22 protein-coding genes are annotated in these 25,665 nt (G+C 58.9%); 5 read left to right on the forward strand and 17 right to left on the reverse strand.

Translation table 11 applies throughout. From position 1 onward, the window contains the following. Positions 1-10 precede the first annotated feature (10 nt). Both QEP11_RS16365 and QEP11_RS16370 read right to left on the reverse strand, forming a co-directional pair. Positions 11-973 carry a Zn-ribbon domain-containing OB-fold protein gene (locus QEP11_RS16365; protein ID WP_284337708.1) on the reverse strand — a complete coding sequence of 321 codons (963 nt, stop codon included), beginning with the start codon at positions 971-973 and terminating at the stop codon, positions 11-13. Between the two features lie 23 nt (positions 974-996). Continuing rightward, on the reverse strand, positions 997-1,791 hold the full coding sequence (locus tag QEP11_RS16370) for an SDR family oxidoreductase (RefSeq protein WP_284337709.1): 795 nt from the start codon (positions 1,789-1,791) through the stop codon (positions 997-999). 107 nt (positions 1,792-1,898) lie between these two features. Between QEP11_RS16370 and QEP11_RS16375 the strand changes: the two genes are divergently transcribed. Then, complete coding sequence (locus tag QEP11_RS16375) at positions 1,899-2,708, forward strand: enoyl-CoA hydratase (RefSeq protein WP_284337710.1); 810 nt, start codon at positions 1,899-1,901, stop codon at positions 2,706-2,708. A gap of 154 nt (positions 2,709-2,862) precedes the next feature. On the opposite strand, the gene QEP11_RS16380 is transcribed toward QEP11_RS16375, so the two are convergent. Next, positions 2,863-3,237 (reverse strand): steroid Delta-isomerase, encoded by a 375-nt coding sequence (locus QEP11_RS16380; protein WP_284337711.1) that lies wholly within the window; start codon positions 3,235-3,237, stop codon positions 2,863-2,865. Positions 3,238-3,246: 9 nt separating this feature from the next. After that, positions 3,247-4,020, reverse strand: coding sequence for an SDR family oxidoreductase (locus tag QEP11_RS16385; RefSeq protein ID WP_284337712.1), 774 nt, complete (start codon positions 4,018-4,020; stop codon positions 3,247-3,249). 228 nt (positions 4,021-4,248) lie between these two features. Here QEP11_RS16385 and QEP11_RS16390 point away from each other — a divergent pair, with 228 nt between their 5' ends. Further along, positions 4,249-6,375, forward strand: coding sequence for an oxidoreductase (locus QEP11_RS16390; RefSeq protein ID WP_284337713.1), 2,127 nt, complete (start codon positions 4,249-4,251; stop codon positions 6,373-6,375). Between the two features lie 150 nt (positions 6,376-6,525). Here the strand turns inward: QEP11_RS16390 and QEP11_RS16395 are convergent, their stop codons facing one another. Both QEP11_RS16395 and QEP11_RS16400 read right to left on the reverse strand, forming a co-directional pair. Further along, complete coding sequence (locus tag QEP11_RS16395) at positions 6,526-7,296, reverse strand: SDR family NAD(P)-dependent oxidoreductase (RefSeq protein WP_284337714.1); 771 nt, start codon at positions 7,294-7,296, stop codon at positions 6,526-6,528. A 155-nt stretch (positions 7,297-7,451) separates the two neighbouring features. Beyond that, positions 7,452-8,873, reverse strand: a complete 1,422-nt coding sequence (locus QEP11_RS16400) for a coniferyl aldehyde dehydrogenase (protein WP_284337715.1) — start codon at positions 8,871-8,873, stop codon at positions 7,452-7,454. A 118-nt stretch (positions 8,874-8,991) separates the two neighbouring features. Here QEP11_RS16400 and QEP11_RS16405 point away from each other — a divergent pair, with 118 nt between their 5' ends. The 3 genes from QEP11_RS16405 (at position 8,992) to QEP11_RS16415 (ending at position 12,430) form a co-directional block, all read left to right on the forward strand. After that, entirely contained in the window at positions 8,992-10,332 is a 1,341-nt protein-coding gene (locus QEP11_RS16405; RefSeq protein WP_284337716.1) for a spinster family MFS transporter, read from the forward strand. A 23-nt stretch (positions 10,333-10,355) separates the two neighbouring features. After that, positions 10,356-11,192, forward strand: a complete 837-nt coding sequence (locus QEP11_RS16410; protein ID WP_284337717.1) for an SDR family NAD(P)-dependent oxidoreductase — start codon at positions 10,356-10,358, stop codon at positions 11,190-11,192. Positions 11,193-11,317: 125 nt separating this feature from the next. Continuing rightward, the gene (locus tag QEP11_RS16415) at positions 11,318-12,430 is read left to right on the forward strand and encodes a Rieske 2Fe-2S domain-containing protein (RefSeq protein ID WP_284337718.1); all 1,113 of its coding nucleotides are present in this window, start codon (positions 11,318-11,320) and stop codon (positions 12,428-12,430) included. A gap of 84 nt (positions 12,431-12,514) precedes the next feature. Here the strand turns inward: QEP11_RS16415 and QEP11_RS16420 are convergent, their stop codons facing one another. The 11 genes from QEP11_RS16420 to QEP11_RS16470 form a co-directional block, all read right to left on the reverse strand. Next, positions 12,515-13,210, reverse strand: a complete 696-nt coding sequence (locus tag QEP11_RS16420; protein ID WP_284337719.1) for an EthD domain-containing protein — start codon at positions 13,208-13,210, stop codon at positions 12,515-12,517. Between the two features lie 11 nt (positions 13,211-13,221). Further along, a complete protein-coding gene (locus QEP11_RS16425; RefSeq protein ID WP_284337720.1) occupies positions 13,222-14,529 on the reverse strand; it encodes an MFS transporter in 1,308 nt (435 codons plus the stop codon). A 129-nt stretch (positions 14,530-14,658) separates the two neighbouring features. Beyond that, positions 14,659-16,347 (reverse strand): GMC family oxidoreductase, encoded by a 1,689-nt coding sequence (locus tag QEP11_RS16430; RefSeq protein WP_284337721.1) that lies wholly within the window; start codon positions 16,345-16,347, stop codon positions 14,659-14,661. Between the two features lie 170 nt (positions 16,348-16,517). Then, positions 16,518-17,762: a helix-turn-helix transcriptional regulator gene (locus QEP11_RS16435; RefSeq protein ID WP_284337722.1), complete on the reverse strand. Its 1,245-nt coding sequence runs from the start codon at positions 17,760-17,762 to the stop codon at positions 16,518-16,520. A 40-nt stretch (positions 17,763-17,802) separates the two neighbouring features. Next, positions 17,803-19,005, reverse strand: coding sequence for an acetyl-CoA C-acyltransferase (locus QEP11_RS16440; protein ID WP_284337723.1), 1,203 nt, complete (start codon positions 19,003-19,005; stop codon positions 17,803-17,805). Between the two features lie 113 nt (positions 19,006-19,118). Next, on the reverse strand, positions 19,119-19,604 hold the full coding sequence (locus QEP11_RS16445; protein ID WP_284337724.1) for a MaoC family dehydratase: 486 nt from the start codon (positions 19,602-19,604) through the stop codon (positions 19,119-19,121). 5 nt (positions 19,605-19,609) lie between these two features. Next, positions 19,610-20,395 carry an SDR family oxidoreductase gene (locus QEP11_RS16450; protein ID WP_284337725.1) on the reverse strand — a complete coding sequence of 262 codons (786 nt, stop codon included), beginning with the start codon at positions 20,393-20,395 and terminating at the stop codon, positions 19,610-19,612. 314 nt (positions 20,396-20,709) lie between these two features. Beyond that, a complete protein-coding gene (locus tag QEP11_RS16455) occupies positions 20,710-21,876 on the reverse strand; it encodes an acyl-CoA dehydrogenase family protein (protein ID WP_413788745.1) in 1,167 nt (388 codons plus the stop codon). 2 nt (positions 21,877-21,878) lie between these two features. After that, on the reverse strand, positions 21,879-23,018 hold the full coding sequence (locus QEP11_RS16460; RefSeq protein WP_284337727.1) for an acyl-CoA dehydrogenase family protein: 1,140 nt from the start codon (positions 23,016-23,018) through the stop codon (positions 21,879-21,881). Positions 23,019-23,127: 109 nt separating this feature from the next. Beyond that, complete coding sequence (locus tag QEP11_RS16465; RefSeq protein WP_284337728.1) at positions 23,128-24,003, reverse strand: SDR family oxidoreductase; 876 nt, start codon at positions 24,001-24,003, stop codon at positions 23,128-23,130. A 61-nt stretch (positions 24,004-24,064) separates the two neighbouring features. Then, positions 24,065-25,633, reverse strand: coding sequence for an amidase (locus QEP11_RS16470; RefSeq protein WP_284337729.1), 1,569 nt, complete (start codon positions 25,631-25,633; stop codon positions 24,065-24,067). Between the last annotated feature and the right edge of the window lie 32 nt (positions 25,634-25,665).

Consider the following 25,665-nt stretch of genomic DNA (forward strand, 5'->3'; position numbering starts at 1 on the left):
CTCCACCTCTTTAGGCAGACACGGGGCGAAACTGAGGCAACGTCAGCTCACCATCGTCAAAACTGTTGAACTCCACCTGCACCTTCTGGCCGATTTGCACATCCGCCGGCTTGATGCCCACCAGCTGCGCCACCAGGCGCGTGCCCTCATCCAGCTCGATCAGACCAATCGGATTTGGATGCTCAAACGGAGGCACTTCGGGGTAGTGCATGACAACAAAGGAATACACCTCGCCTTTGCCACTGGACTGCACCGTGTCCCACTCGAACGAATGGCAGTGAGGGCAGACCGGCCCTGGCGGGTGGTGCAGTTCGCCGCACCCCTTGCAACGCTGGATCAGCAGCTTGCCCTGCTGGACACCTTCCCAGAAGAAACGTGAGTCATCACTGACACCAGGTTTGGGACGCTTGATCTTGGGAATGGCCGAAGCGCCCGCACCTGCATCGGCAGCAGGCGTATGCACCTGAGCAGGTGCGAACTTGAAGACGCGGAACATCAGCTGGCCCACATGCTCGTCCGCGCCGTCTCTGGCGCCAATCGAGAAGTAGTCCATGATCAGCGTGACGAAGTAGCCCGTGCCCAACGCCGTGGTCTTTTGCTCGCTGACCGCATCCAGGCGGGTGGTGTAGTAGAGGTCTTCACCCTCCACCACATCGCGGTCAAACGTCAGCTCGGAGTTGACCGCCACTGTCGAGGCGAAGCCATTGGCCTCGATCACCTTGAGCACTTCGTACGGGTTCTCTGTGGTGGAACCCGGTGGATAGTTGTTGAGCGTCGGGCCTTCCATGCACCAGACCTGAAGCATGGCCGGTGGAGCAACCACCTGGCCCTGCGCATTGGTCTTCACCTGCACATTCATCAACTCGCACCACTGACGAATCATGGGTGCGTTGACTTTGTCCCAGGCATTCACACGCCCGTATTGCTTGCCCACGTAAGCGCGGACTTCTTTCATCCATTCTGCTTCAGCCAAGATTGTCTCCTTTGAAAACCTGTTTAGTTCTTGTGCACCTGGTCGGTGTTGGCCGCACTGAGGAAAGCAGGGCTCTCTCCCCCTCCGTGCAGCAGCAAGTTGGTGCCGCTCATGTACGACGCTCGAGGCGATGCCACATACAGGCATGCTTGTGCGATGTCTTCGGGCTCGGCCAGTCGGCCCGCAGGAATCGTCTGAGCGACCGAAGCAATCCCCGCCTCATCGCCAAAGTGCAGATGTGATTGCTCCGTGCGCACCAGGCCGGGGCTGACAGCAACCACCCGCACCTTGGGTGCCCACTCCACAGCGAGGGAGCTGACCAGATTGAGCACCGCAGCCTTCGCTGCGCCATAAGCGGCAGTGCCGGGCGATGGACGCAACGCGCTGATCGAGCCAATGCACACAATCACGCCACCTTCAGGCTGTTGCTGCATGACGGCATTGGCCGCTTGCGAGGCGTGCAGCGTCGAGAACAGGTTCAGGCGCAGCACGCTTTCGTGAAAGCGCGGTGAAACCGTGGCCGCATCCACATGGGGCGCACCACCAGCGTTGTTGATCAATACATCCAGGCGAGCATGGCGGGTTTGCACTTCGGTGATCAGCGCTTTGACGGCGTCAGCCTCTCGCACATCGCAAGCGATGAATTCAGCTTGCCGATCGCCATGACAAGGCAACTGATCCGGCGCTTGGCGTCCGCAAACCACCACCGTTGCACCCGCTTGCAAAAAGGCTTGTGCAATGCCTTTGCCGATGCCCTTGGTACCGCCTGTGACCAAGACCACACGCGATTGAAATTCTTGGGTTTTTTCCGTATTCATGGCCACCAATTTAGGCAGCCCGAGCCCCTGCAGATACGTCCAAAAGGACGATGAATAAAAAGCCTGCTGACCAGAGTATTCCTGGCAGATCAAAGCTCCAGCACACCATGAATACACCGCTTCCCCCCCTTGCACAGCACGCCAACTCCGCGCCAGTCCTGGAGGTTCAACACTTGGATCAGGTGGCTGTGGTGCGCCTGCACCGTCCCGAGGCCACCAATGCGCTAAGCCTTGAATTGCAGGCGGCTCTGTCACGCACGTTCCAGGAACTAGGGGAAAACGATGCGGTGCGCTGCATCGTGCTCACGGGCGGTGATCGGGTATTTGCTGCCGGGGGCGATATCAAAAGCATGGAAGACTGCGGTGCCATTGACATTCTGAAGCGCCATACCGAACGCGTGTGGGCCCCGATCGAGCAATGCCCCAAGCCCATCATTGCGGCTGTCTGTGGCTATGCCTTTGGCGGTGGCGCCGAGCTGGCCATGCATTGCGACATCATCATTGCCGGGGAAAGTGCCAGCTTTGCCCAGCCCGAAGTGCGCATCGGCATCATGCCGGGCATCGGCGGCACGCAGCGTCTGGTGCGGGCAGTTGGCAAATTCCACGCCATGCGCATCCTGCTCACGGGCAAGCCGGTCAGCGCACACGAAGCCTATGCCATGGGATTGGTCAGCCTGGTCTGTCCAGACGATGAGGTGCAGGCTCAGGCTTTGCAAATGGCTCAACATATTGCGCAGCTACCGCCGCTGGCTGTGCAGCAAATCAAGGAAGTCGTGCTTGCTGGCATGGATGCTTCACTGTCCACTGCCTTGATGCTGGAGCGCAAGGCCAATCAATTGCTGTTTGCTACGCACGACCAGAAAGAAGGCATGCGCGCTTTCGTTGAAAAACGCAAACCCGACTTCCAAGGCCGCTAGACAGCAGCCTCCAGAACCTGCAGATGATTGCCTATTCCTCACACCAAGGCACGCATCCACAAAAAACAAAAAAGCAGGCCTTGGCCTGCTTTTTCAAAATTACGCATGCTAAAAGAACTCGGACGTACCGGAGCACATAAGCACGCTGGTGCAGTCACTGTGAGCTGATATTTTGCTCCCCAAAAAACGCACGCATGCTGACAATCCGTCCCTTATCGTCAAAGCGGAAGTGGTCAATCGGAGCAATGGTGGTGGCAACACCCTGGTGCTCAAAACTCACTTTGAAGGCGAACACGGCTTCATTGCACACAGCCCTCACCTGCCCTTCCAGCGCGACTTTCAACTTCAGCTGTAACGACGTGGCGTAGAAGGCGCGTATGGCAGGCAGGCCATGTTGCACCGCACTGCCAACAGGATCTTCGACCGTGGCATCCTCGGCATACAGTGCCACGATGCCATCCAGATCACCGGCATTCAGTGCATCAATATAGCGCTGCACCACCAGCGTCATGTGCTCGGGAGAATTCATGAACGCTCCTCAAAACTGGGTGGGCCGCATCACTGCATCTATGCCACCATCCACATACAACTGGGAAGCGTGCACATAGCTTGCAGCATCGCTGAGCAAAAATGCCACCACCGAGGCCATCTCTGCAGGCGCAGCGCGTCGGCCCATGGGAGGCAGGAACTTGGCAATGGATTCGCTGTAGCGCGGATCCTGCAGGCCCGCCTGCAACAAAGGCGTTTCGGTGGCTCCAGGAGCCACAGTGTTCAGACGCACCCCGCTTTGTCCCCATTGTTGTGAGCGCTTGCGCACGGCCACAGTCAAAGCGTTCTTGGTGGCGGCATAAGCCAGATTTCCACCGTGCTCGCCTGCCTGCTCCACGATGGCACGGGCCCCAGCCTCATCTCCGGCTTCCAGCGCAGCCGCCAGCGGATTTTTCTCCCAGCTCAGCTGTGCAGAGGCCACCGACGAAATCACCACCGCCGATGGGGACTGCCCCTTTTGCAGCAGCGGCAGCAAGCCATCCAACAGATCCAGCGCACCAAAGTAATTCACCGACACCACTTTGCCCACTGCTGCTGTCTGCGCGCCCAGCCCCGCGCACAACACCAGACCGTCCAGTCTTTCGCCACATTGCGCACGCACTGCGCCGAGCGCTTGACCGCGTCCCTGCGCAGTGGACAAGTCCGCAATGATCTCTGCATCCCGAATATCAATGCCAATGACTTGGTGACCAGCAGACTCCAGCAGCTCTCGGGTGGCTGCACCAATGCCCGTGGCACAACCGCTCATCACGATGGTGGACATGTTTGCTCCTTTCAATCTAGGTATGGGTTCCGTTCGCATCAAAACCGAAGGAACTGGGCATCACCACATGCAAACGGACGATGCCGGCGCCACAGCTTCAAAACTAATGTGGCTGACCGCATGGACATGGTGCAATTGCCACATCTGGCGAGGCAAGAGCGCAGTCCACTGCGCAGAGCAAACATAAAACAGGCCAAAGAAGGCACGCAAAAACAGGAGACAACCACAATGAGCAACCCCCACGAGCCCCTGCTTGCGCCGGGCATGATCGGCAACATGGCTTTGCGCAACCGCATTGTCATGGCCCCCATGGGTGAGAATTTCGGTGGCAAGGATGGCATCTGCGGCGAGCGCACCCAGGCCTACTACGAAGCGCGTGCGCAAGGTGGGGCAGGGCTGATCATCATGGGCACAGCCGCCATCTCGTGGCCCACAGGCACAAGTGAGCCGCACCAGCTCGGTATCTCGGAGGACTACTTCATTCCAGGACTGTCCGAAGTCACACGCCGAGCCCATGCGCACGGCAGCAAGATCGCCATCCAGATCAACCACAGTGGCAAGGTGGCTGCACACGACCGTGCCAATGGTCGTGAGATGTGGGTTTCTTCTCTGCCCCCCGAAGCCCCTGTCCCGGAGGCCATGCGCACCATCACGCCCAAAGAGTTTTCAACCTTTGTTGGCGTAGGTCCGTATCCCGACCGCTACCGTGTGATGGACAAGGCCGATATCGCGCAAATGATCGAGTGGTTCGCCGCAGCCGCCTTGCGTGCCAAGCAGGCCAACTTTGACGCTGTTGAGGTGCACGCAGCGCACAATTACATGCTGGCCAACTTCCTGTCACCGTTTTTCAACAGCCGTACGGATGAATACGGCGGTAGCTACGAAAACCGCAGCCGTCTGCTGCGCGAAGTGCTCACTGCCGTGCGCGAGCGCGTAGGCCCTGGCTTCCCCGTGTGGGTGCGTCTGGATGCCGAAGAAATGCACACCCCTGGTGGCATCACCATGGATGAAGCCCTGCAAACCGCCAGGTTGTGCGAAGCACTGGGCGTTGATGCGATCAATGTTTCGGCCTACGCACGCATGCCCACAGGATCAGCCTTCACCGATGCCCCTATTCCGCAAAAGCCCGCGGCCTACCGTGCATTTGCCAAGCAGTTCAAGCAGGCTGTGCGCATCCCCATCATTTCTGCAGGCCGCTGGGAGCTGGACGATGCAGCTGCCGCGCTCAGAAATCATGAAATCGACTTTGTGGCCATGGGCCGCAAGTTGCTGGCTGACCCTGACCTGCCCAACAAGCTGCAAGCCAACCAGGCCAGCAGTGTGCGCCCCTGCATATACTGCTATGCCTGCGTGAGTGAGATTTTTGTGAATCGCGGAATCAAATGCGCCGTGAACGCCCAGACCGGCCACGAAATTGAAGCGTCCATCGTGCGCGCTCAGGCCAGTAGGCATGTGCTGATTGTGGGTGGAGGCCCGTCAGGCATGGAAGCGGCCCGCGTCGCGGCACTGCGGGGGCACCGCGTGACGCTGATTGAGCGCAGCAATCGCCTGGGCGGCACCTTGTTCTTTGCCGCACTGGCCTACCCTGAAAATGGCCGCCTGCTGGACTATCTGGTTCAGCAGATGCAGCATCCCATGATTGAGGTGCGCCTGAACACCACTGCAGACCGCCAGCTGATCGACAGTCTGAGACCCGATGAAATCTGGGTAGCAACTGGGGCCAAGCGTGCTGCCCCGGCCATTGAAGGTGCCGATCAAGACCATGTCTGGAGTGGTGACGAGTTGCGTCGCCTGATGACTGGTGACCGTGCTGACGAGGTGGCCAAAGCCAAGCTGAGCCTGGCAGAGCGCGCCATGTTCAAAGCCAGTGGCATGCTGGGCGTGACCGACAGCATGGCTGCCATTCAAGGGCTGTCCAAGCTCTGGATGCCCCTGGGCAAGCGGGTTGCGATTGTGGGCGGAGGCCTTGTCGGCATGGAACTGGCTGAGTTCCTGCTCGAACGTGGGCGCGAAGTCACCGTGCTGGAACCCGGCGCCCACCCCGGCACCGAACTGGCCATTGTTCGCCGCTGGCGTGTGTTTGATGCGGTCAAGGCCCACGGCACCCTGCACCTGCAAGCGCAGGTCAACCGCATCGAGCGCAAGCACGTGGTGTGGCGTGACAAGGACGGCAACAGCCAGACATTGGCCGCCGACTCCGTGGTACTGGCGCTGGGCGCCGAAGCCGACCACAGCGTGCAACAGACGTTGCAGCAGCTCACCACGGTGCCTGTGCGCACGCTGGGCGACTGCGACAACCTGGGCTATATCGAAGGAGCCATACACTCGGGCCACCGTGCGGGGCGCACCCTCTAAAAGCCGTTTATTCAAACGCAACCTGAGGCATACACAGACATAGCAACGCTGCCGTTAGCGCCTGTTCATCCAACGCTGGGCAGTGTTGAGCCCTTTAGCATGGCCAGCCCAATATGCTTCAAGGCTCGTTTGGAATAAACAGAACTCCTGTCAAAAGTTCGGCGCTTCCACCCCGCCATCCACGCCCAGCACCTTGCCTGTCACCCAGCTTGCGGCTGAGGATGCCAGATACAGCACAGCAGCAGCCACATCTTCAGGCCTGCCAAGACGTGCGAGCGGTGTGGTTTTTTCCATGCGCGTTGTGCGCTCTGGTGTCAAAAATGGCGCCAGCGCATCCGTCATGATGGTGCCCGGCTCCACTGCATTCACACGTATGTTCGGGCCATAGTCCTGCGCCAGACAACGTGTCAACTGGTTGAGTGCTGCCTTTGCAGCCCCGTAGGCACTGAAGTTTTTTTGCGCATAACGCGCAGCCGTGGATGAAATGTTGACCACTGCGCCACCACCTGCTGCCTGCATGGCAGGTGCCGCTTTTTGCACCAGGGTATACGCGGGCACCACGTTGAAGGCCAGAACATCGCCCAGCGCCGCACCATTGACCGTGCGCGGATCATTGGGCCCACCACCTCCCACATTGTTAACCACGATGTGCACTGCCCCCAGCTGCGCCACTGTCTGGACAATGAGCTGCTCCAGATCCTGCTCCTGGCACACATCGCCTTGCACTGCAATGGCCTGCCGCCCCAGCGCTTCAATCTCTGCCTGCACCAAGGCCAAATCCTGGGCGGTACGCGCAAACAAGGCCACATCGGCCCCTGCTTGCGCCAGCATCAGCGCGCAGGCTCGACCAATGCCTTTTCCAGCCCCGGTCACCACAGCGACCTTGCCTTCAAGTGAAAACTGACGGAAAACATTCTGCATTCAGACACCCCTCATGAATGCCGCGCTCTACTGGCGCAGCTTCGGATCGTCATAGTGACCGTGCCCAGCCTGTAGCAGGCACACTCAATGGTTTCTTCCCATACAGCCGCAGGCCTGGGCCAGCATCGGGCAGCATCGGGCAAAAAGAGGCCCATTCAGGGCGTGACTGCAGCACGCAAAGTGGGTAGCAAATGCTCGCCATAGGGTGGAAGCATCCCCCATTCCCGGCGTGGATCATGGTTGCCAGCGCGATAGACCGATCGTGCATGGCTGAACTCCAGAAAACCCTCGTGCCCATGGTAATGGCCCATTCCGGAAGCCCCGATGCCACCAAAAGGCGCATCCTCCAAGGCCGGATGCATGACCACGTCATTGACGGACACCCCCCCCGACAGGGTGTGGTCCAGCACCCAGTTCAGCTCGGCCTCATCGCTGCCAAAGTAGTACAGTGCAAGTGGTCGCTCACCTGCGTTGATCTCGGCCACGGCATCGGCCATCTGCGAGAACGTGCGCAGCACCATGGCTGGACCAAAAATTTCGTGCTGCGAAATCAGTGCCTCCTGCGGTGGGTTGACAACCAGAGACAGGGGCAAGCGACGATCTTCCCCATCACTGCGAGCTGTTTCCACCACACGCACTCCGCGCTGCTGAGCATCCTGCACATAGCTTTGAAGCCGCTCCAGGTGGCGCGCATTGACCACGGGGGTGACATCCGGATTGCCGGCAATGCTCGGGTACATCTGCCGGTAGTGCTGCACCAGCTGCTCCATCAAGGCTTCAAGCTGCGTTTCGTGCACCCAGACGGTATCAGGGGAGACACACAGCTGGCCAGAGTTCAGCGCCTTGCCCACTGCAATGCGCTCTGCTGCATTGGCGATGTCTGCAGTCTCGCTGACCAGCGCGGGCGACTTTCCACCAAGCTCCAGCGTCACTGGAACCAGATTTTGAGCGGCAGCCGCCATGATGGACCGGCCTACAGCCGTTGAACCCGTGAACACCAGATGATCCCAGGGCTGCTGGGCAAAGGCCTGGGCCACATCCACGCCTCCCTGCACCACTGTCAGCACCTGCGGATCAAAGCTTTGCGCAATCGCCTGCGCCAGCACCTGTGCCGTGCGTGGCGCAATTTCGGAAGGTTTGAGCACCGCACGATTGCCGGCAGCGAACGCACAGGCCAGCGGTGACAGCAGTGTGAAGACGGGCGCATTCCATGTCCCTATGATGCCTATCACCCCCTTGGGCTGGTATTTCACCCAGGCAGTTGCACCAAACATGTCAAATGGCTTGACGCTGGGGCGCTCTGAGTCATCCATCCACTGCTTCACATGATCACGGGCATGCTTGAGTGAGGCCAGTGAGCCCAGCACGTCATTGCTCAAAGAGAAAACAGGATGGCGCCCCCCAAAATCCTCCTCCATGGCTTGACACAAAGCATTCTGGTGCTCAACCAGCAAATCAATCAGCTGCTGCAAGCGTTGCACACGCACTTCGGCACTGACTCGACCTTCTTGCACAAAAGCACTTTTTTGCGCCTGCAGCACTTGGGCTATTGGCAATACCGGGGCACTTTGCGTCATTTTTGTCTCCTTTAAGGGCTGTTTTATGTCTTAAGCCCCCATGCTCGTGCCTCAGGATTACCCGGGCTTCGTCCAAAGAGACGATGGCGCGCATGCATCGTCGCCGCACGATGCATTCATGCATACACCAACCACGTCACCCCCCCAGGTCAACTGGCGCACGCATCTAAGCCTTGCCTTGCTGGCTCTGGTCTATATCTTTTCGTTCATTGATCGGCAGGTTCTTTCCATTTTGATGGAACCCATCAAGCAAGAGTTCGGGGCCACAGACACCGAGATGGGGCTGCTGTCCGGCCTTGCATTCGGCCTTCTTTATGCAGTTCTGGGTATTCCCGTAGGCCGTTTGGCCGATAAGTACAACCGCCGCAACATTGTGGCTATTTGCTGCGGCATCTGGAGTCTGGCCACCATGGCATGCGGCTTTGCCACGCAATACTGGCACATGCTGGTCGCTCGCATGAGTGTGGCCATCGGTGAAGCGGGCGGCATGGCCCCTTCCATCTCCGCCGTCTCGGACTTGTACCCGCCCAAAATGCGCTCTTTCGCCATCAGCCTGTTCATGATGGGCCCCAACCTGGGCACCCTGCTCGGCCTCGTGCTCGGAGGCGTGGTTGCCCAATATTTCGGCTGGCGGGCAGTCTTTCTGTTCTTCGGTATCCCGGGCGTCATCCTCAGCGTGATTGTTTACTTCGTGGTCAAAGAGCCTGTACGTGGTGGATTTGAGCCTGAGAAATCTCCCGCCAGCTCAACCAGCACTCCCGTGATCCCCAAGGAATCCATGTTCCGTCAGGTACTGCGTCTACTGGCCATGAAGCCCCTGCGCAATGTGTGTCTGGCCGGTGGCATTGCAGGCATTGCAGGCTATGGCTACGGAGTCTGGGCACCCAGCTTTTTCATTCGCACCCACCAGATGTCGATTGCCGAAGCAGGCTTGGTGTTTGGTCTGTCCAGCGGTTTGGGCGCAGTCTTTGGCGCCATGTTCTGCGGCTGGCTCTCCGACAGACTCACCCAACGCGACGCCCGCTGGCAGCTGGGCCTGGCAGCGCTTGGCACTGCCTGCGCCGTACCGGCAGGCATTGCCCTGTTCTCATGGCCTGCGAGTGACTTCTGGATGCTTGGCAGCATTAAAGTGCCCCATGCCATGGGCTTTGCCCTGGTGTTTGGTTTCTTTGCCAGCTGGTTTGCCACCTTGTCGTACAGCGCGATCAGCCAGATGGTGATGGCTTCCGAGCGCAGCGTGGCAGCAGCCTTGCTCAACTTGTTCATGACACTGCTGGGCGTGGGCCTGGGCCCACTGATCACAGGCGCCCTGAGTGACCACTTCACCGCCATCAATGGCTCAGACGGGCTGCGCTACGCGCTGATTGCCGTGGTCACTTTGCTGAGCTTCACCGTGGTGCTGTTTGCGCTGGCCATCAACCCTTACAAACAACGCCTGCTGCAGTTACGGCAGGCCTGAATACTGACCTGGGAATATCCACAATGACTCAAGCTGTTGTTTTAATTACTGGCGCAAGCCGAGGCATCGGCGCTGCGACTGCCATTCACTTTGCCCAGCAAGGATGGCGTGTGGCCATTACGGCGCGCACGCTCACCGAAGGGGCCCAGCTCGACAACCAACTGCGCCTGCCCAATGGGCAGCTGCTGTCTGGCAGCCTGACGTCCACTGCGGCAGCCATTGAAGCGCAGGGGGGACAGGTGTTCGCGCACACCATGGACCTGATGGACATGCCATCTCTGGATGCAGCCGTTGACGCTGTCATGGAGCACTACGGGCGCATCGATATCCTGATCAATAACGCTGTTTATCAGAACCGTGAGGTCAACGACCTGCTGCCTGCACTGACCATTAACTCCCTGCAACGCGCCATGCAAGGCAACGTGATGGCGCCATTCCACCTGGCTCAACGCGTTTTGCCCTTCATGGTCCAGCAAGGCAGCGGTCGCATCATCAATGTGTGCTCGGGTGCTGGACAGTACAACCCGCCCGTGCCTGCAGATCAGGGGGGTTGGGGCTTTGCCTATGGTGCATCCAAAGCCGCTATTGCACGGCTGGCTGGATGCATCAACACGGAATACAAAGCGCACGACATCAGGTCTTTCAGCGTAAACCCGGGCGTGGTCACCACTGAAGCCGTCAAGGCCACCTTGGGTGACGACGGAGTATTGGCGCAGCGTTACGGCGCCTCCACCCCCCAGGAGATTGCGGCCACGCTCTTCTGGCTCGCGACGGAACAAGCGGCCCTGCCTTTGGCCAAATCTCCGTCCATGATTGATCTGCAGACACTGTACAAAGAGCGATTAGCCGCTGCAGTCTGAACCACCCAGGCGCAGGATTTGCGCAATATCAAACCTTGCCTGCAACTCGTCCAAACAGAGTATGCATACAAGCTGCGCCTCTTGGAAGATGCTTCATCCACAACAAGATCTGGAGACTCCACGCCATGGCAACTACCAAGGACTATCGCATTGGCGAATACACCTTCCCCCGCGGCTGGTTCATGATTTCTGAAACCAAGGCGCTCGACACACACAAGCCCGTGGCCGTGCGTTTTTTTGGCCAGGATTTTGCGCTCTACCGTGGCCGTGAAAGCGGCAAGGTTGTGTTGCTTGATGCCTACTGCCCCCACATGAAGACCCATCTCGGCGCCCCCAACAGCACCAGCTATGTGGTGATTGACGGCGGTGGCAGCAATGTGGATGGCGACGGAATTCGCTGCCCCTACCATGGCTGGCGCTTTGGTGCAGATGGCAAATGCAACGACATTCCCTACCATGATGGCCCCATTCCCGCTGCGGCGGCCGTCAAGAGCTGGAAAGTTCAAGAACGCTACGGTGCTGTCTGGGTCTGGTATGACCCTGAAGGCGGTGAACCCGACTATGAACTGCCGCACTTTGCAGACTGGGACGACGAGACCTTTGTCAACGGCAGCTGGGATTACCTGGGCGAGCTCAACCAGCATCCGCAGGAGGTGGTCGACAATATTGCCGACTACGGTCACCTCAGCCCCATTCATGGCTCGACCGTGATGCGCTTTGAAAACGTATTCCAGGGCCACAATGCCATCCAGCGCCAATGCGGTGGTCACCGTACGCTGGTGGGCGAAGGCGGTGCCAGCAGCGAGCTGCACACCGACACCTGGTATCACGGCCCTGCCATTCTGGTGGCCAAGACCACCGGCATGTTCAATGCGTTCATGATGATCATGCACACCCCTGTGGATGACGGCAAGATCAAGGTATGGCACAACCTGCTGGTACAAACCTCACACCGCGGCAAACCGACCAAGGCCGACGAGATCGCGGCCAAACAGTTCCAGGAAGCCAGCCGTTTGGCATTTGAGCAGGACTTTGAAGTCTGGTCGCAAAAAGCGCCCTGCCTCAACCCCTTGTTCATCCCCAGTGATGGTGCTTTCCTGAAAGCCCGCATCTGGTACAAGCAGTTCTACAACCCTCGTGCCAAGACGCAGGACTATCTGGATCAGTGCGAAGGCAAATACGTGCCTCGCGGTATGGTGCCCTACACTGCCGACGACCAGGAGCCAGCAACGGCTTGATGATCCGATGCCATCTTGGCGACAATAAAAAAGGCTCGTTGAACGAGCCTTTTTTATTGGGGCAGCGCCTCTGAATCAGCTATGTCATGAACGGCTGTGTGTTACCTGTGTCAAAACAAAAATCGCATCACCGCGGCCATGTTCACCATCCAAAGGGATTGCAGCCAGGCACTGGGCCGCAGCCCGGGCCTGCTTCAGGCCTTCGAACCACCACTCCACCACAAAGAGAAAACCATGCTCTGCCGGACCTGGTTCCTGCACGGTATTGCAGACCACACGACAAGCGTGCGCTAAAGCATCTGCACTCCAGGCTTGAGGCAATGACTGCGGAGCCTGCGCCGCAGCAGTCCAAGCGCTGCTGCGCTGGAGAAACCCCAGCAGAATCACTTGCCCATTCTGTGGTCGAACCCCGCCCATCCGCTCTGTGTGTAATACATGCTCCTGGCATACCAAGGCACAGTTGCGTACATAGTCTGCAAACACCCGGGGTTCATCGGGCCGCATGATGCGCAATGTCTCCGGGTCATCCCAGATCAGCGTGCCAGATGCCTGATCGGCCAGCACCATCAGATTCACGCCATCGTGGCTCTCAGACAGCAGCGGCGCCTTGGCATGCAATACACGCGAACACTGCGCAACTGCATGCACCCTCTGACCTACATTGCGGCATTGCCGGCCCAGTGCCGAGTGCTCACGCCAAGCCTGCGCAAACTCCTGTGCCGCCAACTTCGGGTTGCGACGCGCCAAGTAGATCATTTTCCAGACAGGGTTGTGCTGCATACATTCCATCCTCAAAGGGCTGCCGCTGCTGGCGGGGTGCCATGGATCTGCCTATGTGCCTCGGGGTAATGCGCCAAGGCGCGGCCGAAGGCCAAAAAGCTGGGCAGCATCATGCACATCATGAGCACCAAGGCGCCTCGCAGCCCCTGGCCCTGCGTCAATGGGTTCAGAACATCGCTCAACCAGCCTGCCGCAATCGGCCCTACTCCATTGCCCAGCAGCGCTCCCGCCATCAGCACCATGGCACTGGCTGTCGCCCTGCGCTGCGCGGGTACCACCAGACTTAGCGCGGCATACGTCGCAGGTGCCCACCAAGCCGTGAAAAATGCATACACCAGCATGCAGGCAAGAGCTGCCCATATCCAGTCATTGCTCAGACACAGATACGCCAGACCAGCAACCAGCGCCACGCCCACACCAATCAATGGAATGCGAATTTGCCAGCGCACATCCCGCTGCGCGCAGCGGTCCGTCAACCAGCCGGAAAAAAGGCTGCCAAGAACCGACAGCAACGCTGCCAGCGCCGACAGGCCACCCGCCTCTTTGAGCCCCAGATCAAAGCGTCGCACCAGCAGCGCCACATTCCAGGCACCAATCGACAGCCCTGCGAGCAATGCGCAGGCCGCCCCCACAATCAGCCAGCGCGTTACCGGCGCTGCCCAGATCAAAGCCGCTGCAGATTGCGAGGCAGCAGCACTGGCCGGACTGTCTTTGTGCGCACTGGCTGGCGCCATTGTCCGCACAGGCTCCTGGATAGAAAAGCGCAGCACCAGCGATAGCAGCAGCAAAGTGCCTCCGATGATGGCCAAGGTTGCCCGCCATCCCCACCAACTGGCAAACAGTGGCGCCAGCACCAAAGCCAAAAGCGCCCCCATGGTTGCGCCCACGCCAAACACGCTCATCACACGCGAGCGCTCAGACGGTGCATACAGGTCCGCCAGGATCGACATAGAGGCAGCGCCTCCACCTGCATCCGACAAAGCCGCGCCCGCGCGGGAAACCATCAGACCCAGGCTGCCTGTAGCCCATGCTCCCGAGATGGCGATGCACCCACCAATGCCCCTGGACCAGGCGATCAGGCGGCGTCGTTCGTAACGATCTGCCAGCCGCCCCATGGGCAAGCCCAAAATACCGAACGTGAGTGCAAAACCCAGCCCTGTGATGAGACCGATTTGCAGATCTGAAAACCCGAACTCATGCTTGATGGGTTCCAGCAATACGGCCAAAACCTGCCTATCCATGAAAGTGATGGCAGACAAGGCCGTCAGCACGATCAGCACATAGCGGCGTGATGCCTGCGCGTCAGAGGTGTGGGTCATTGGTATTTCTATTGTTGAGCCCTCCTGCATGCCCGCTGCATGCGATGAGAGTCAGCACATCGTGATCGCAAGCGGCTGCGCCAACATCGTCCCAACAGACCATGTGCACATGTAGTTGCACCTCTGTGCTTATCCTGCGGCCTGCGCCTGTCTGTGCGTGATCGGCGTATGTACAGGCAGCGGCGCTTTGCCCAGCACCAGATCGGCCCCTTTGTCTCCTATGACAACAGAGGCAGCATTGGTGTTGCCACAAACAACATGGGGCATGACCGATGCATCCACGACCCGCAAGCCTTGTACGCCACGCACGCGCAAGTCAGGCGTCACCACGGCCATGGGATCCTCGCTCGCCCCCATGCGACAGCTGCCGCAAGCATGGTGTCCAGAGCCCAGGTACATGGACAGCCAGTCCAGCAATTGGTCATCGGTGCGTACATCCGCAGGTGGACGCGTTTGCTGCTGGATCCACGCAGCCAATGCGGGCTGCCGCGCAATCTCCAGAGTCTTGCGAATTCCAAACAGCAAGGCTTTACGATCCCGCTCGTCATGCAGGTAGTTCATCTGGACACGCGCCAGCTCCATCGGGTGGGCACTGCGCAATGTGAGCTTTCCGCGTGAAAAAGGGCGCGTCTGGTACGGCGCCATGGTCATGCCGGGCCAGGCTTCGGTGCGGTAGGTCTTGCCATCGCGCATATAGGCCTCAATATCACCTGTCACAGGCAGTCCGTGAATCTGGATGTCCTGATAGGGCAAGCAGGAATCACTGCTCAGCCACGCGGCAAACTCCGAAGCCGGCATGACCATGGGACCCTTGCGGGTCAGCCAATATTGCATCACCGATGCCAGCATTCCCCAGCCTCGCAAAGACTTGTTCAAACTTGGTGTTCCTGCCTTCATGCGCCAGGACATCGGCACAATGGCATGATCTTGCAAGTTGGCCCCCACCCCCGGCAAATCAAGTTGCACGGGAATGCCCATCTCCTGCAAATGCGCAGCAGGCCCCATACCCGAGAGCATCAGCAACTGCGGGGACTGCAGCGCCCCTGCACACAGCAGCACTTCCTTGTTCACCAAGGCACAATGCTGCCCACCGCGTGCGTCCTGCCAATGCACCTTGTGCGCCCGGCCTGCTTGCAGCTCAATGCGTGTGACCTGCATCTGCGTGCGTACCAGCAGATTCTTGCGGTGCATGGCTGGCTCCAGCGCATTGACGGCAATCGATGATCGCTTGCCATTCTTCACATTCACCTGAAACAGCCCTGCACCACAGGGATGGCCGTTGTTGAAATCTGTGCAGGCTGGCAGGCCCGCTTGCAACGCTGCCTCAACCATGCAGCGTGAAATGGGGTGCGCATTGGGCAGATCGCTGGCCGTCAAAACCCCTGAACGCCCGTGCCAGGGCTGCTTGAACACCGCCGCATCACTTTGCTGGTTTTCCGTGCGCACGAAATAAGGCAAGAGCTCGTCATAACTCCAGCCTTTTGCGCCCAGACGGGACCAACTGTCAAAATCCTCTTTGTCTCCGCGCACATACATCATGCCGTTGATGGATGAGGAGCCTCCCAGACGCTTGCCTCTGGGTAAATCTATGCATCGGCCCCCGGCATAGCGCTCGGGCTCGGTCTTGTGCCCCCAGGAGTATTTGGGGCTGTGCACCATCTGCCCCCAACCTGCGGGCATCTCCACCAGCAAATCCTTGTGCGTGCCTCCTCCTTCCAGAAGCAGTACCTGCTGGCTCTTGTCTTCCGATAAGCGCGCAGCAAGAACACCGCCTGCGGAGCCGGCACCAATCACGATGTAATCAAATGATTCCTGCATATTCGCCTTGAGGTGGTTGCCCTGAAGTTACAAGGCTTGCCAGCCTGCCAGCGCCGATGCAAACCAGCCTCCCCAAGTCAGACTAGGGACAAACGCGCAGCCGTGGCCGCCAAGGCAACAAAAAAGGGCTCCGTGATGGGGAGCCCTTTACAGGAGGTCTGTGCGCGCGTCTATTTGCTACCCAGCCACGCCACACTGTTGAGGAAAATGCGCACCAGCTCGGTTTGGCGGCGCACCCCTGTCTTTGAGAAGATGGAGCGCAGGTGCGCACGCGCCGTGTTGCGGCGGATGTTGAGCACCTCCGCCGCTTCTTCCAGCGACAGACCATTGGCCAGCCGGATAGCCAGCGAGGTTTCAGCCGGTGTCAGCTGGAACAGCTGCTGGGCAAGGCGCACCGAAGGATCGGCTTTGCCATCCGTGTCTCGCATGAACACCGCAGCACTCGGGCGCTGCTTGCCTTCTGTCCACTCATCCGCAGAAATGCTCTGAACCACCACACCCCAGTTCAGCTGACCCGATGGACGATTGACAGACATGGCTTCGGTCATGCACATGCCTAAGGTTTGAGAGTGCGCCAAGGCATCCTTGATCAGGCGCTGCAGCTTCCGGTTGTCATTGGCATAGGTAGCCTCCAGATAGTGATTGCTTACCTTGATGCCATCCCCCATATCCAAGATGGCTGCGGCAGCTGGATTGATCTCAATGACCACACCATTTTGATCCAGGATCACCACTCCCACCATGAGCTGCGCCGTCGCCTTGCTATAGGTGGAGATGACCTGCCGATCACGATTGAGCTCCAGATGCATATTCAGCGCCCGCTTCAAATGCGGGAGCAACATGCGGCCCAGCTCTTTTTCTGCCTGCCCAAAAGCTGCGGCAGTTTCAGGTCGGGTGATCCGCAGGCCATACACACTGCCGTCCTTGGTGACAATATCCACGGCCAGCACGTGATAGACATCGTAGATCTTGCACCACTGGTTGTAGTACTTGTTGGCACGCCAATCCGACTCCGTCATCATGTCCGTGATCGTCACGAAATGGTCCGTGGGGATTCCGTGGAATGGACTTTCGTGACAGAAAGAGTCGTAATGTGCCAAGCCGCGGATGTCGTCGCTTGCGGACAGAATCAGCCCCTCGCTGTTACTGCTGTTGTGGCGAATGATCAACGAGGCAAAGTTGGCTTTCATCTGCTGCCGGATGGCTTCGAGACACGGTGTCCAGGCTTCGGGCTCGGAGGCCGCGTCATACAGCAGATGAGTGATCTCGCTAAATTTCTCAACGGAAATCTGAGTCGGACTGGCGGCTCGGGTGGCAGCCTTCGTATTTAATACAGGAATATCCTTCAGAACACAGGCCATTTTGCTTGGCGTGTAGCCCGAAAATCCCATATGGGCGAATGCACTTTCCATCATGATGAACCCCTTGCTAGAGAAGCGTTTGATGCAGGCAAACTCAGTTCAACTCAAATAAGCCAGCCGCTCCCATGCCTCCACCGATACACATGCTCACCACCGCGTAGCGTGCGCCGCGTCGACGCCCTTCCAGCAAGGCATGCCCCACCAGGCGTGAACCCGACATGCCAAAGGGATGCCCAATGGCAATCGCACCACCGTTCACATTCAATCGCTCATCGGGAATTCCCAGCGTGTCACGGCAATGCAGCACCTGGCAGGCAAATGCTTCATTGATCTCCCACAGATCAATGTCTTTGACCGTCAACCCATGCTGCTGGAGCAGCTTCGGGATGGCAAACACCGGTCCAATACCCATTTCATCGGCCCGGCAGCCCGCAACTGCCACACCACGGTAAATGCCCAGCGGGCTCAAGCCGCGCTCCCGTGCCTGTTCCTCACTCATGACCACGCAGGCGCTGGCGCCATCCGACAGCTGCGAAGCATTGCCCGCCGTAATGAACTGCCCCTCTGGCACCCACTGACCGTTCTTCCACACTGGCTTGAGCTTGGACAGGCTCTCCAGTGTCGTGTCAGCACGGTTGCCTTCGTCACGCGCCAATGTCACCGTCTCGTTGCCAATGACATTGCCCTCTTTGTCAAAGAGCTGCTTGCTGGTGGTCAAAGGTACGATTTCCTCATCAAACAGACCTGCTGCCTGCGCTGCAGCAACACGCTCTTGGCTGCGCAAGGCGTATTCGTCCTGAGCAGCACGGCTGATGCCATAGCGCTGGCTGACGATCTCCGCAGTTTCAATCATCTGTATGTAGGCCGTAGGCTCTGCCGCCAGCACAGCCTTGGACTGTGCCCGATAGCTGTTCTTGTGCTTGTTTTGCACCAGAGTGATGGACTCCAGCCCTCCAGCAACCGCCACCTGCATCTCGCCAGTCATGATGCCCTTGGCAGCAGTCGCAATGCTCATGAGACCTGAGGCGCACATGCGATCAATCACCATCCCACCCACTTCGGTGGGCAAGCCTGCGGTATAGGCACACAAGCGGCCCAGGTTGTAGCCCTGCGTGCCTTGCTGCGCCGCGATGCCCAAAATGACGTCATCGACATCTGCCCCTGCAACGCCAGCCTTGTCGATGGCCGCACGAATAACGTGCCCACCCAGAACAGGGGCCTCGGTGTCATTGAAGGCTCCACGGTAGGCTTTGCCAATTGGGGTACGCGCGGTCGATACGATGACTGCATTTTTCATTTTGTTGTCTCCACAATCTCTGGGGTGAGAACACCCCTTTTTCTTATGAGGTGCCATTGAAGGCACTTCTCAAAAATGTCAACTTTTGTCAAAAAGCACGACAATTTAATCGATCATTTTTCCGCTGAGAAGTACAGGCGGCTTATGGTTTCCACCACACACCCGGGTTTATCCTGACCTTGTACCTGCACCGTGATACGCACATGCACCTGCACTCCTTCGTTGGGCAGCGGCGTTGCAGCAACCACCTCACCTTGTCCACGCACCAGCGCATCCACCAGCACGGGAGCCGGAAAGCGCACCTTCTCGCAGCCGTAGTTGATGCCCATCTGCAAGTTCTCATAGCGCACCAGCTGGGGCAGGAACAGATTGGCCAATGCCAACGTCAGGTAGCCATGCGCCACGCAGGCGCCAAACGGCCCATTCTTTGCTCGCTCCGGATCCACATGAATCCACTGGTGATCCCCTGTGGCATCGGCAAACTGCTGGATGCGTGACTGTGAAATCGGCTCCCAAGGGGTTTCACCCAACTGTGTGCCAACGGCTGCCAGCACCGACTCCACCGAGTCAAATACAGTGATGTTTGCTGTCTCACTCATGGTGCTCATGCCCTTTGCGAGCTGACAGATACAACTTCACCCGTCATGTACGAGGAATAGTCACTGGCCAGGAACACCATCACATTGGCAACCTCCCAAGGTTCTGCGCCACGTCCAAAGGCTTCTTTCTCTGACAGCTTGTTCAGCAGCTCTTCGGAAGCAGATTTTTTGAGGAAGGCATGGATGGCAATGGATGGAGCCACGGCATTGATACGAATGCCATGCTCTGCGGCCTCCAGCGCGCTGCAGCGGGTGAATGCCATCACTCCGGCTTTGGCCGCTGCGTAATGGGCCTGCTCGGTCTGGGCACGCCAGCCAAGCACAGAGGCATTGTTGACAATCACACCCTGACCGCGTGGCTGCATGACACGCAAGGCTGCGCGTGTCATGCGGAAGGTGCCAGTCAGCGTGATGTCGATGACCCTGGCCCACTCCTCATCGCTCATATCCACCACTTTGCAACTGGTGCCCAAACCCGCGTTATTGATCAGAACATCTATGCCGCCGAGCTTGGCGTGTGCATCAGATACAAGCGCCTGAACCTGCGCCTCCTGGCTGACGTCACACAGCTGACCGTAAACCGCCTGCAGGCCCGTAGCTTCCTTGATGGCAGACACCGCTTCTTGCAAGCGACGCTCATGCACATCCGAGATATATAAAGCCTTGCAGCCTTCTTCAGCACAGCGCTTGGCCACAGCAAAACCAATGCCGGCACCAGCGGCAGCAGTGACCAAAACGGTTTTATCTTTGAGCAGCCCATGCGGGGCTACGTATGCGGGAACCTGAGTCATAAGGGGAAACCAAAAGGTAATAACAATGCGTACCGTATCTTCCCCAGCAATACCCCCCCAGGCATCGTCCACCCGGACGATCACGCTATCCCTAGGTCAACCCTGATTGCGACTTCCCTAGCAAACATCTGAGCCCTTGAAAGAAAAAAGGCTGTGCCCTGCTCAACAGGTCACAGCCTCCACAAACAAAGCCTCTGCCAGAAGCTAGATGGATAGGAATGCTTGGTGCCGCATGCAAGTCATGATCCAACTGCCATGTCCATGAACATGCTTGCATACAGCGCTGAATGCTTCCTTTTTCATATTTTTACAAGCTAGCGTGGCATGCCGAGGCTGCGCTCGGCCATGAGATTCATCTGTATCTCATTGGTGCCCGCATAAATCGTGTCGGCACGGCTGACCAGCCATAGCTGCTGGAGCTTGGCGGTATCGTCGTCGCTCAATTGCAGCTCACCCTCGGCACCCAGCACATCCATGGCCAGCTCACCCAGGTCACGGTGCCAGTTGGACCATGCGTATTTGGAGACCGAGGCCACACGCTGTGGTGTGTCGTCTGCAGAGGCACGCAAGGCATGGCTGCGCAGCGTCTGCAAACCCAGTGCAGCTTGCGCGATACGCTGGCGAATCAATGGGTCTCTGGAGGCGCCATTGCGTTTGGCCAGCGCAATCAGCAGGTCCAGCTCGTAGCGGAAATGCGCCTGCTGCCCAAGCGTGGACGCACCGCGCTCGCAACCGAGCAGATACATCGCCACCTTCCAGCCATCGCCCACAGGCCCCAGGTGCAGGCTGGCCTCGGTGCGAGCGCCGTCGAAGAACACCTCGTTGAATTCACAACTGCCCGTGATCTGACGAATCGGACGCACCTCCACGCCAGGCTGGCGCAGCGGCACCAGCAACAAGGTCATACCTGCATGGCGTGCACCACCGGCGGGCACATCCTCGGTGCGTGCCAGCACAAAAATCCACTCCGATTCATGGGCCCAGGAGGTCCAGACTTTCTGACCATCAATCACCCATTCACCGGTTTGCGCATCCTGGCGTGCCTTGGTTCGGATGGCTGCAAGGTCAGAACCAGCACCTGGTTCCGAGTAGCCTTGTGCCCAATAATCACGCCCGGCAAGAATCCCTGGCAAAAAGCGTTCTTTCTGTTCTGGCGTTCCATAGGCCATCAGTGTGGGAGCCAGCAGCGTCTCACCAATATGGCCGATACGGCCAGGCCCGCCACAGCGCACATACTCCTCATGGAAAATGACCTGCAGCTCCAGCGGCAGGTTGCGCCCACCCAGCTCCGCAGGCCAGCCCAGCCCTGTCCAGCCACCGCGTGCCAGCTCCTGTTCCCAGGCCTTCGCAAGTTCAGCGTCATAACCCGGTGAACCCAGCCCTGTGGCATGTTTGAGCGGTGTGAATGCACCGCTCAGGTGTTCTGCCATCCATGTCCGGACTTCGGCCCGGAATGCCTCTTTGACATCTGCGTCGTGCATATTCATACAAGCTCCTCCTGCGGTGCATCGAGCAACTGCTGGGCCACAGCCTCCCGCCACTGAGACACTGGTCCCAGACGCTGGCTGCTGGCCTGTGCACGGCGGAAATACAGATGCGGATCAAATTCCCAGGTAAAGCCCACTCCACCATGCAGCTGAATGCTTTCACGGGTGGCGAACAGTGCTGCTTCTGTTGCTTCCGTGCGCGCCTGTGCCGCAAACATCAGCAACTCGTTGTCGTCAACCCCTGTATCTGCCATGAAAGCTGCGCCATACACGGCGGAACGTGCTGTTTCCACTTTGACCAGCATCTGAGCCACACGATGCTTGAGGCCCTGAAACGTTGCCACGGCCTTGCCAAACTGATGGCGTTCCTTGGTGTAGTTGACCGTCAGGTCAAGCGCACGCTCTGCCACCCCCACTTGCTCCGCTGCCAGCCCTATTGCAGCCAGACTGCGCAAACGGGGCCACAGCGACTGCAAGGCATCGCCCTGGATCAACACATTCGCTGGTGACAAGCGCACCGCCTGGGCGTGCACATTGGCGCTGCTGCGCGTGGCGTCCACGGTTTGCAAAGGCTGTACCTGCAGACCGGCGCTGGTGCCTGGTACTTCCAGCAATGCCACACTGCCGCAGGGCAGCTTGGCCGGCAAAATGAAGACATCCGCATGGCTGCCAGAACCCACCTGCTGCCACTGCCCGCTCAGCAGCAACGCATCGCCGTCCTGCACTGCCTTGGCATCGGCCTGCAATCCCCCGTGCACCGTCATGCCCAGCACACACACCTGCCCGGACTGCGCCAGGCGCTCCACGGTCTCAAGCCCGGCATCGCTGGCCGGCAGCTGTTGCCACAAAGGAGTCAGGGCAACAGCTGCATCAAAAAATGGAATGCATGCCAGGTAGTAACCCATTTTTTCCTGCAGCAGCACCAGTTCCATCCAGCCCAGCCCCATACCACCAGCACGCTCAGGCAAAGCCACGCCCAACCAGCCCATGTCTGCAGCTTCCTGCCACAGCGCACGGTCGATGCCACCGCCTTCCTCCGACACTTTGCGTACCTGCGCCGAAGTACTTTTTTCCTGCAAAAAGACGTCTGCACTCTCGGCAATCATCTTTTGCTCATCATTCAAACGTAAATCCATGAAGCCTCGCCTAGGTCTGTGTTTCATCCAGAGCGGTGAGGGGCTGCTCCAACACAGCCACCGTGAAGGTGGCCGCCGTTTCGGCGTCGCCCGGCCCGCATCTTTTTCTTCAGGTGCCGTACACCTTTTGCGGCGTGCGCCCTTCGGCCACCAGCGCATTCACCACCTCGGTCAGCTCGCTGGGCTCCCAGCGTGCCTGCTTGTCCTTGATCTTTCCAGTGAACCAGCCATCGGCTACTGAAATCTCACCGCCCTTGGCTTCAAAGCAGCGACCCGTGACATGTTGCGACAGCGGGCTGCCCAGCCACACCACGATGGAAGCCACGTTCATCGGATCCCAGACGTCAAAACCGGACTCCGGTTTTTTGACCATCTCGGGCATGGCACCTTCGGTCATGGAAGTGCGCGCTGCCGGGGCCAGACTGTTGACAGTGATGCCATAACGCGCCAGCTCGGCCGCCTGCACCAGAGTCAGCGATGCAATGCCACCTTTGGCCGCCACATAGTTGCTCTGGCCAATCGAACCCTGCAGACCTGCCCCAGAGCTGGTGTTGATGATGCGCGCATCCACAGCCTTGCCCGCCTTTTTCTGGTCGCGCCAATAACGCCCGAAGGTGCTGCCCATGCAGAAGTGACCACGCAAATGCACGCGCATGACAGTGTCCCAGTCTTCCTCGCTCAGGCTCAGGAACATGCGGTCGCGCAGCACGCCAGCGTTGTTCACCAGCACATGCACATCGCCAAAGGCAGCCACTGCAGCATCCAGAATCGACTGTGCGCCCGCCATGGTGGTGATGTCTCCGCTGTTGGCCAAGGCCTGTCCACCTGCCTGCTTGACTTCATCCACCACCGCCTGCGCCGCTTCAGCACGAATATCGTTGACCACGACATTCGCGCCCTCCTGAGCAAACGCCAGTGCGTAAGCGCGGCCCAAGCCGCCACCGGCTCCGGTAATCACTACGGTACGTTGATTGCAAACACCCATGCTGTCTCCTGTTCTTGTGTCTTCAATGGCTAAGTTCTACGTAAGTCGGCAATCACCAGTCTTACGCTTGAAATACGGATAAATCGGGGCGGCGCTGCGCCCATGGCACCGCCTGCTCCAGTTGTGCCGCCAGGCGCAGCAAACGCCCCTCCCCGCCAAAGGGGGCGACAAACTGCGCGCCTACCGGCACGTTGTCCGCGGTCCAGTGCATGGGCAGCGAAATAGCGGGGTGACCGCTCATGTTGAACAAGGCTGTATAGACTGACGTTTTCATCGCCTGCCGCGCAAAGTCTTCATACGACTGCGTCAGCGCCAGCTTGCCCAGCAGCGGAGCAGGCTCACCAGTGGTGGGCGTCAGGATCAGGTCATAGTCATGCAAGTACTGGTCGATGACACGGCCTGCCTGATCAAACTGTGCCCGCGCGGCATAGAGCTGCTCTGCGGTATAGCCCTCAGACACCTGCATATAGCGCCAGTTCAACGGCTCCAGCTCGTCTTCACGCACTTTGCGCCCCAAGAGCTTTTCCCGTTGCGCAATGGTGTATCGCATGCCCACAGAGGTCATCACCCCCAGGCTGGTAAACAGTGCAAGCACATCCAGCCCAGGCAACGCCACTTCTTCCACGATATGGCCCAGTGCGGCACAAGTCTTGGCTGCATGGTCTTGCGCTGCAACGCAATCGGGGTGCACCGGAATGCCGAAATAGTTTTGGCGCCATACCGCTATCCGCAGCTTGCGCTCAGGCTGCTGCAATGCTTGCAAATAGGTGCCACTGACATCCTTGGGGGGCATCACACGGCTGCCGGCTTCGGGACCAGCGGTCAAATCCAGCAAATGGGCAGAGTCACGCACGGTACGGCACACCACGTGGTTGAGCGACAAGCCCATCCAGCCCTCCATATTTACCGGGCCCGTCGGGACTCGGCCACGGCTGGGCTTGAGGCCGACCAGCCCGCAATGCGCAGCAGGAATGCGGATGGAGCCCCCACCATCGCTGCCATGCGCTACTGGCAAGATGCCAGCAGCCACCACTGCGCCCGCACCACCAGAAGAGCCTCCGGCCGAGTGCCTGGGATTCCAAGGATTGGGGGTTGCCCCAAACAAGGTCGACTCCGTGGTGGCTGTCTGACCGAACTCGGGGGAAGCCGTTTTGCCAAAAATATTCAGCCCCGCTGCCTTGTAGCGCTCCACCAGTGTGCTGTCATAGTCGGCCACTGCACCCGCATAAAAGCGGCATCCATTGGTCGTCACCGATCCCTTGACGTACTGGTTAAGGTCTTTGATCAGAAACGGGACTCCCCACATGGGAGCCTGGGCTGTCGCCTGGGCGCGTGCCTCACGCCCCAAAGCCGACATGGCCTTGGCCTTGGCACGTGCCATTTCATAGTCTTGAATCACCACCGCATTGAGCTTGGGCAGCGCTTCAGTACGGGAAATGGCGGCTTCCAGAGCCTCTTTGGGCGTCACATCACCTTTGCGAATGTGCTCGGCCCAGGCCATGCCATCCCAGTCAGGTTCCCCCCTTGCGGGTATTCCCGGCTTCGCAACGGCTGGAGCTGCCGCTACCGCAGTGGCTGCAGCAGCAGTTTTCAGAAAAACTCGACGCTCTTGGTCATATTCGGAATGCACCGCTATCTCTCCTCGGTTGCGTGTCGGTTGCT

The sequence above is a fragment of the Comamonas halotolerans genome (assembly GCF_030162935.1).
Classification (GTDB): Bacteria; Pseudomonadota; Gammaproteobacteria; order Burkholderiales; family Burkholderiaceae_C; genus Comamonas; species Comamonas halotolerans.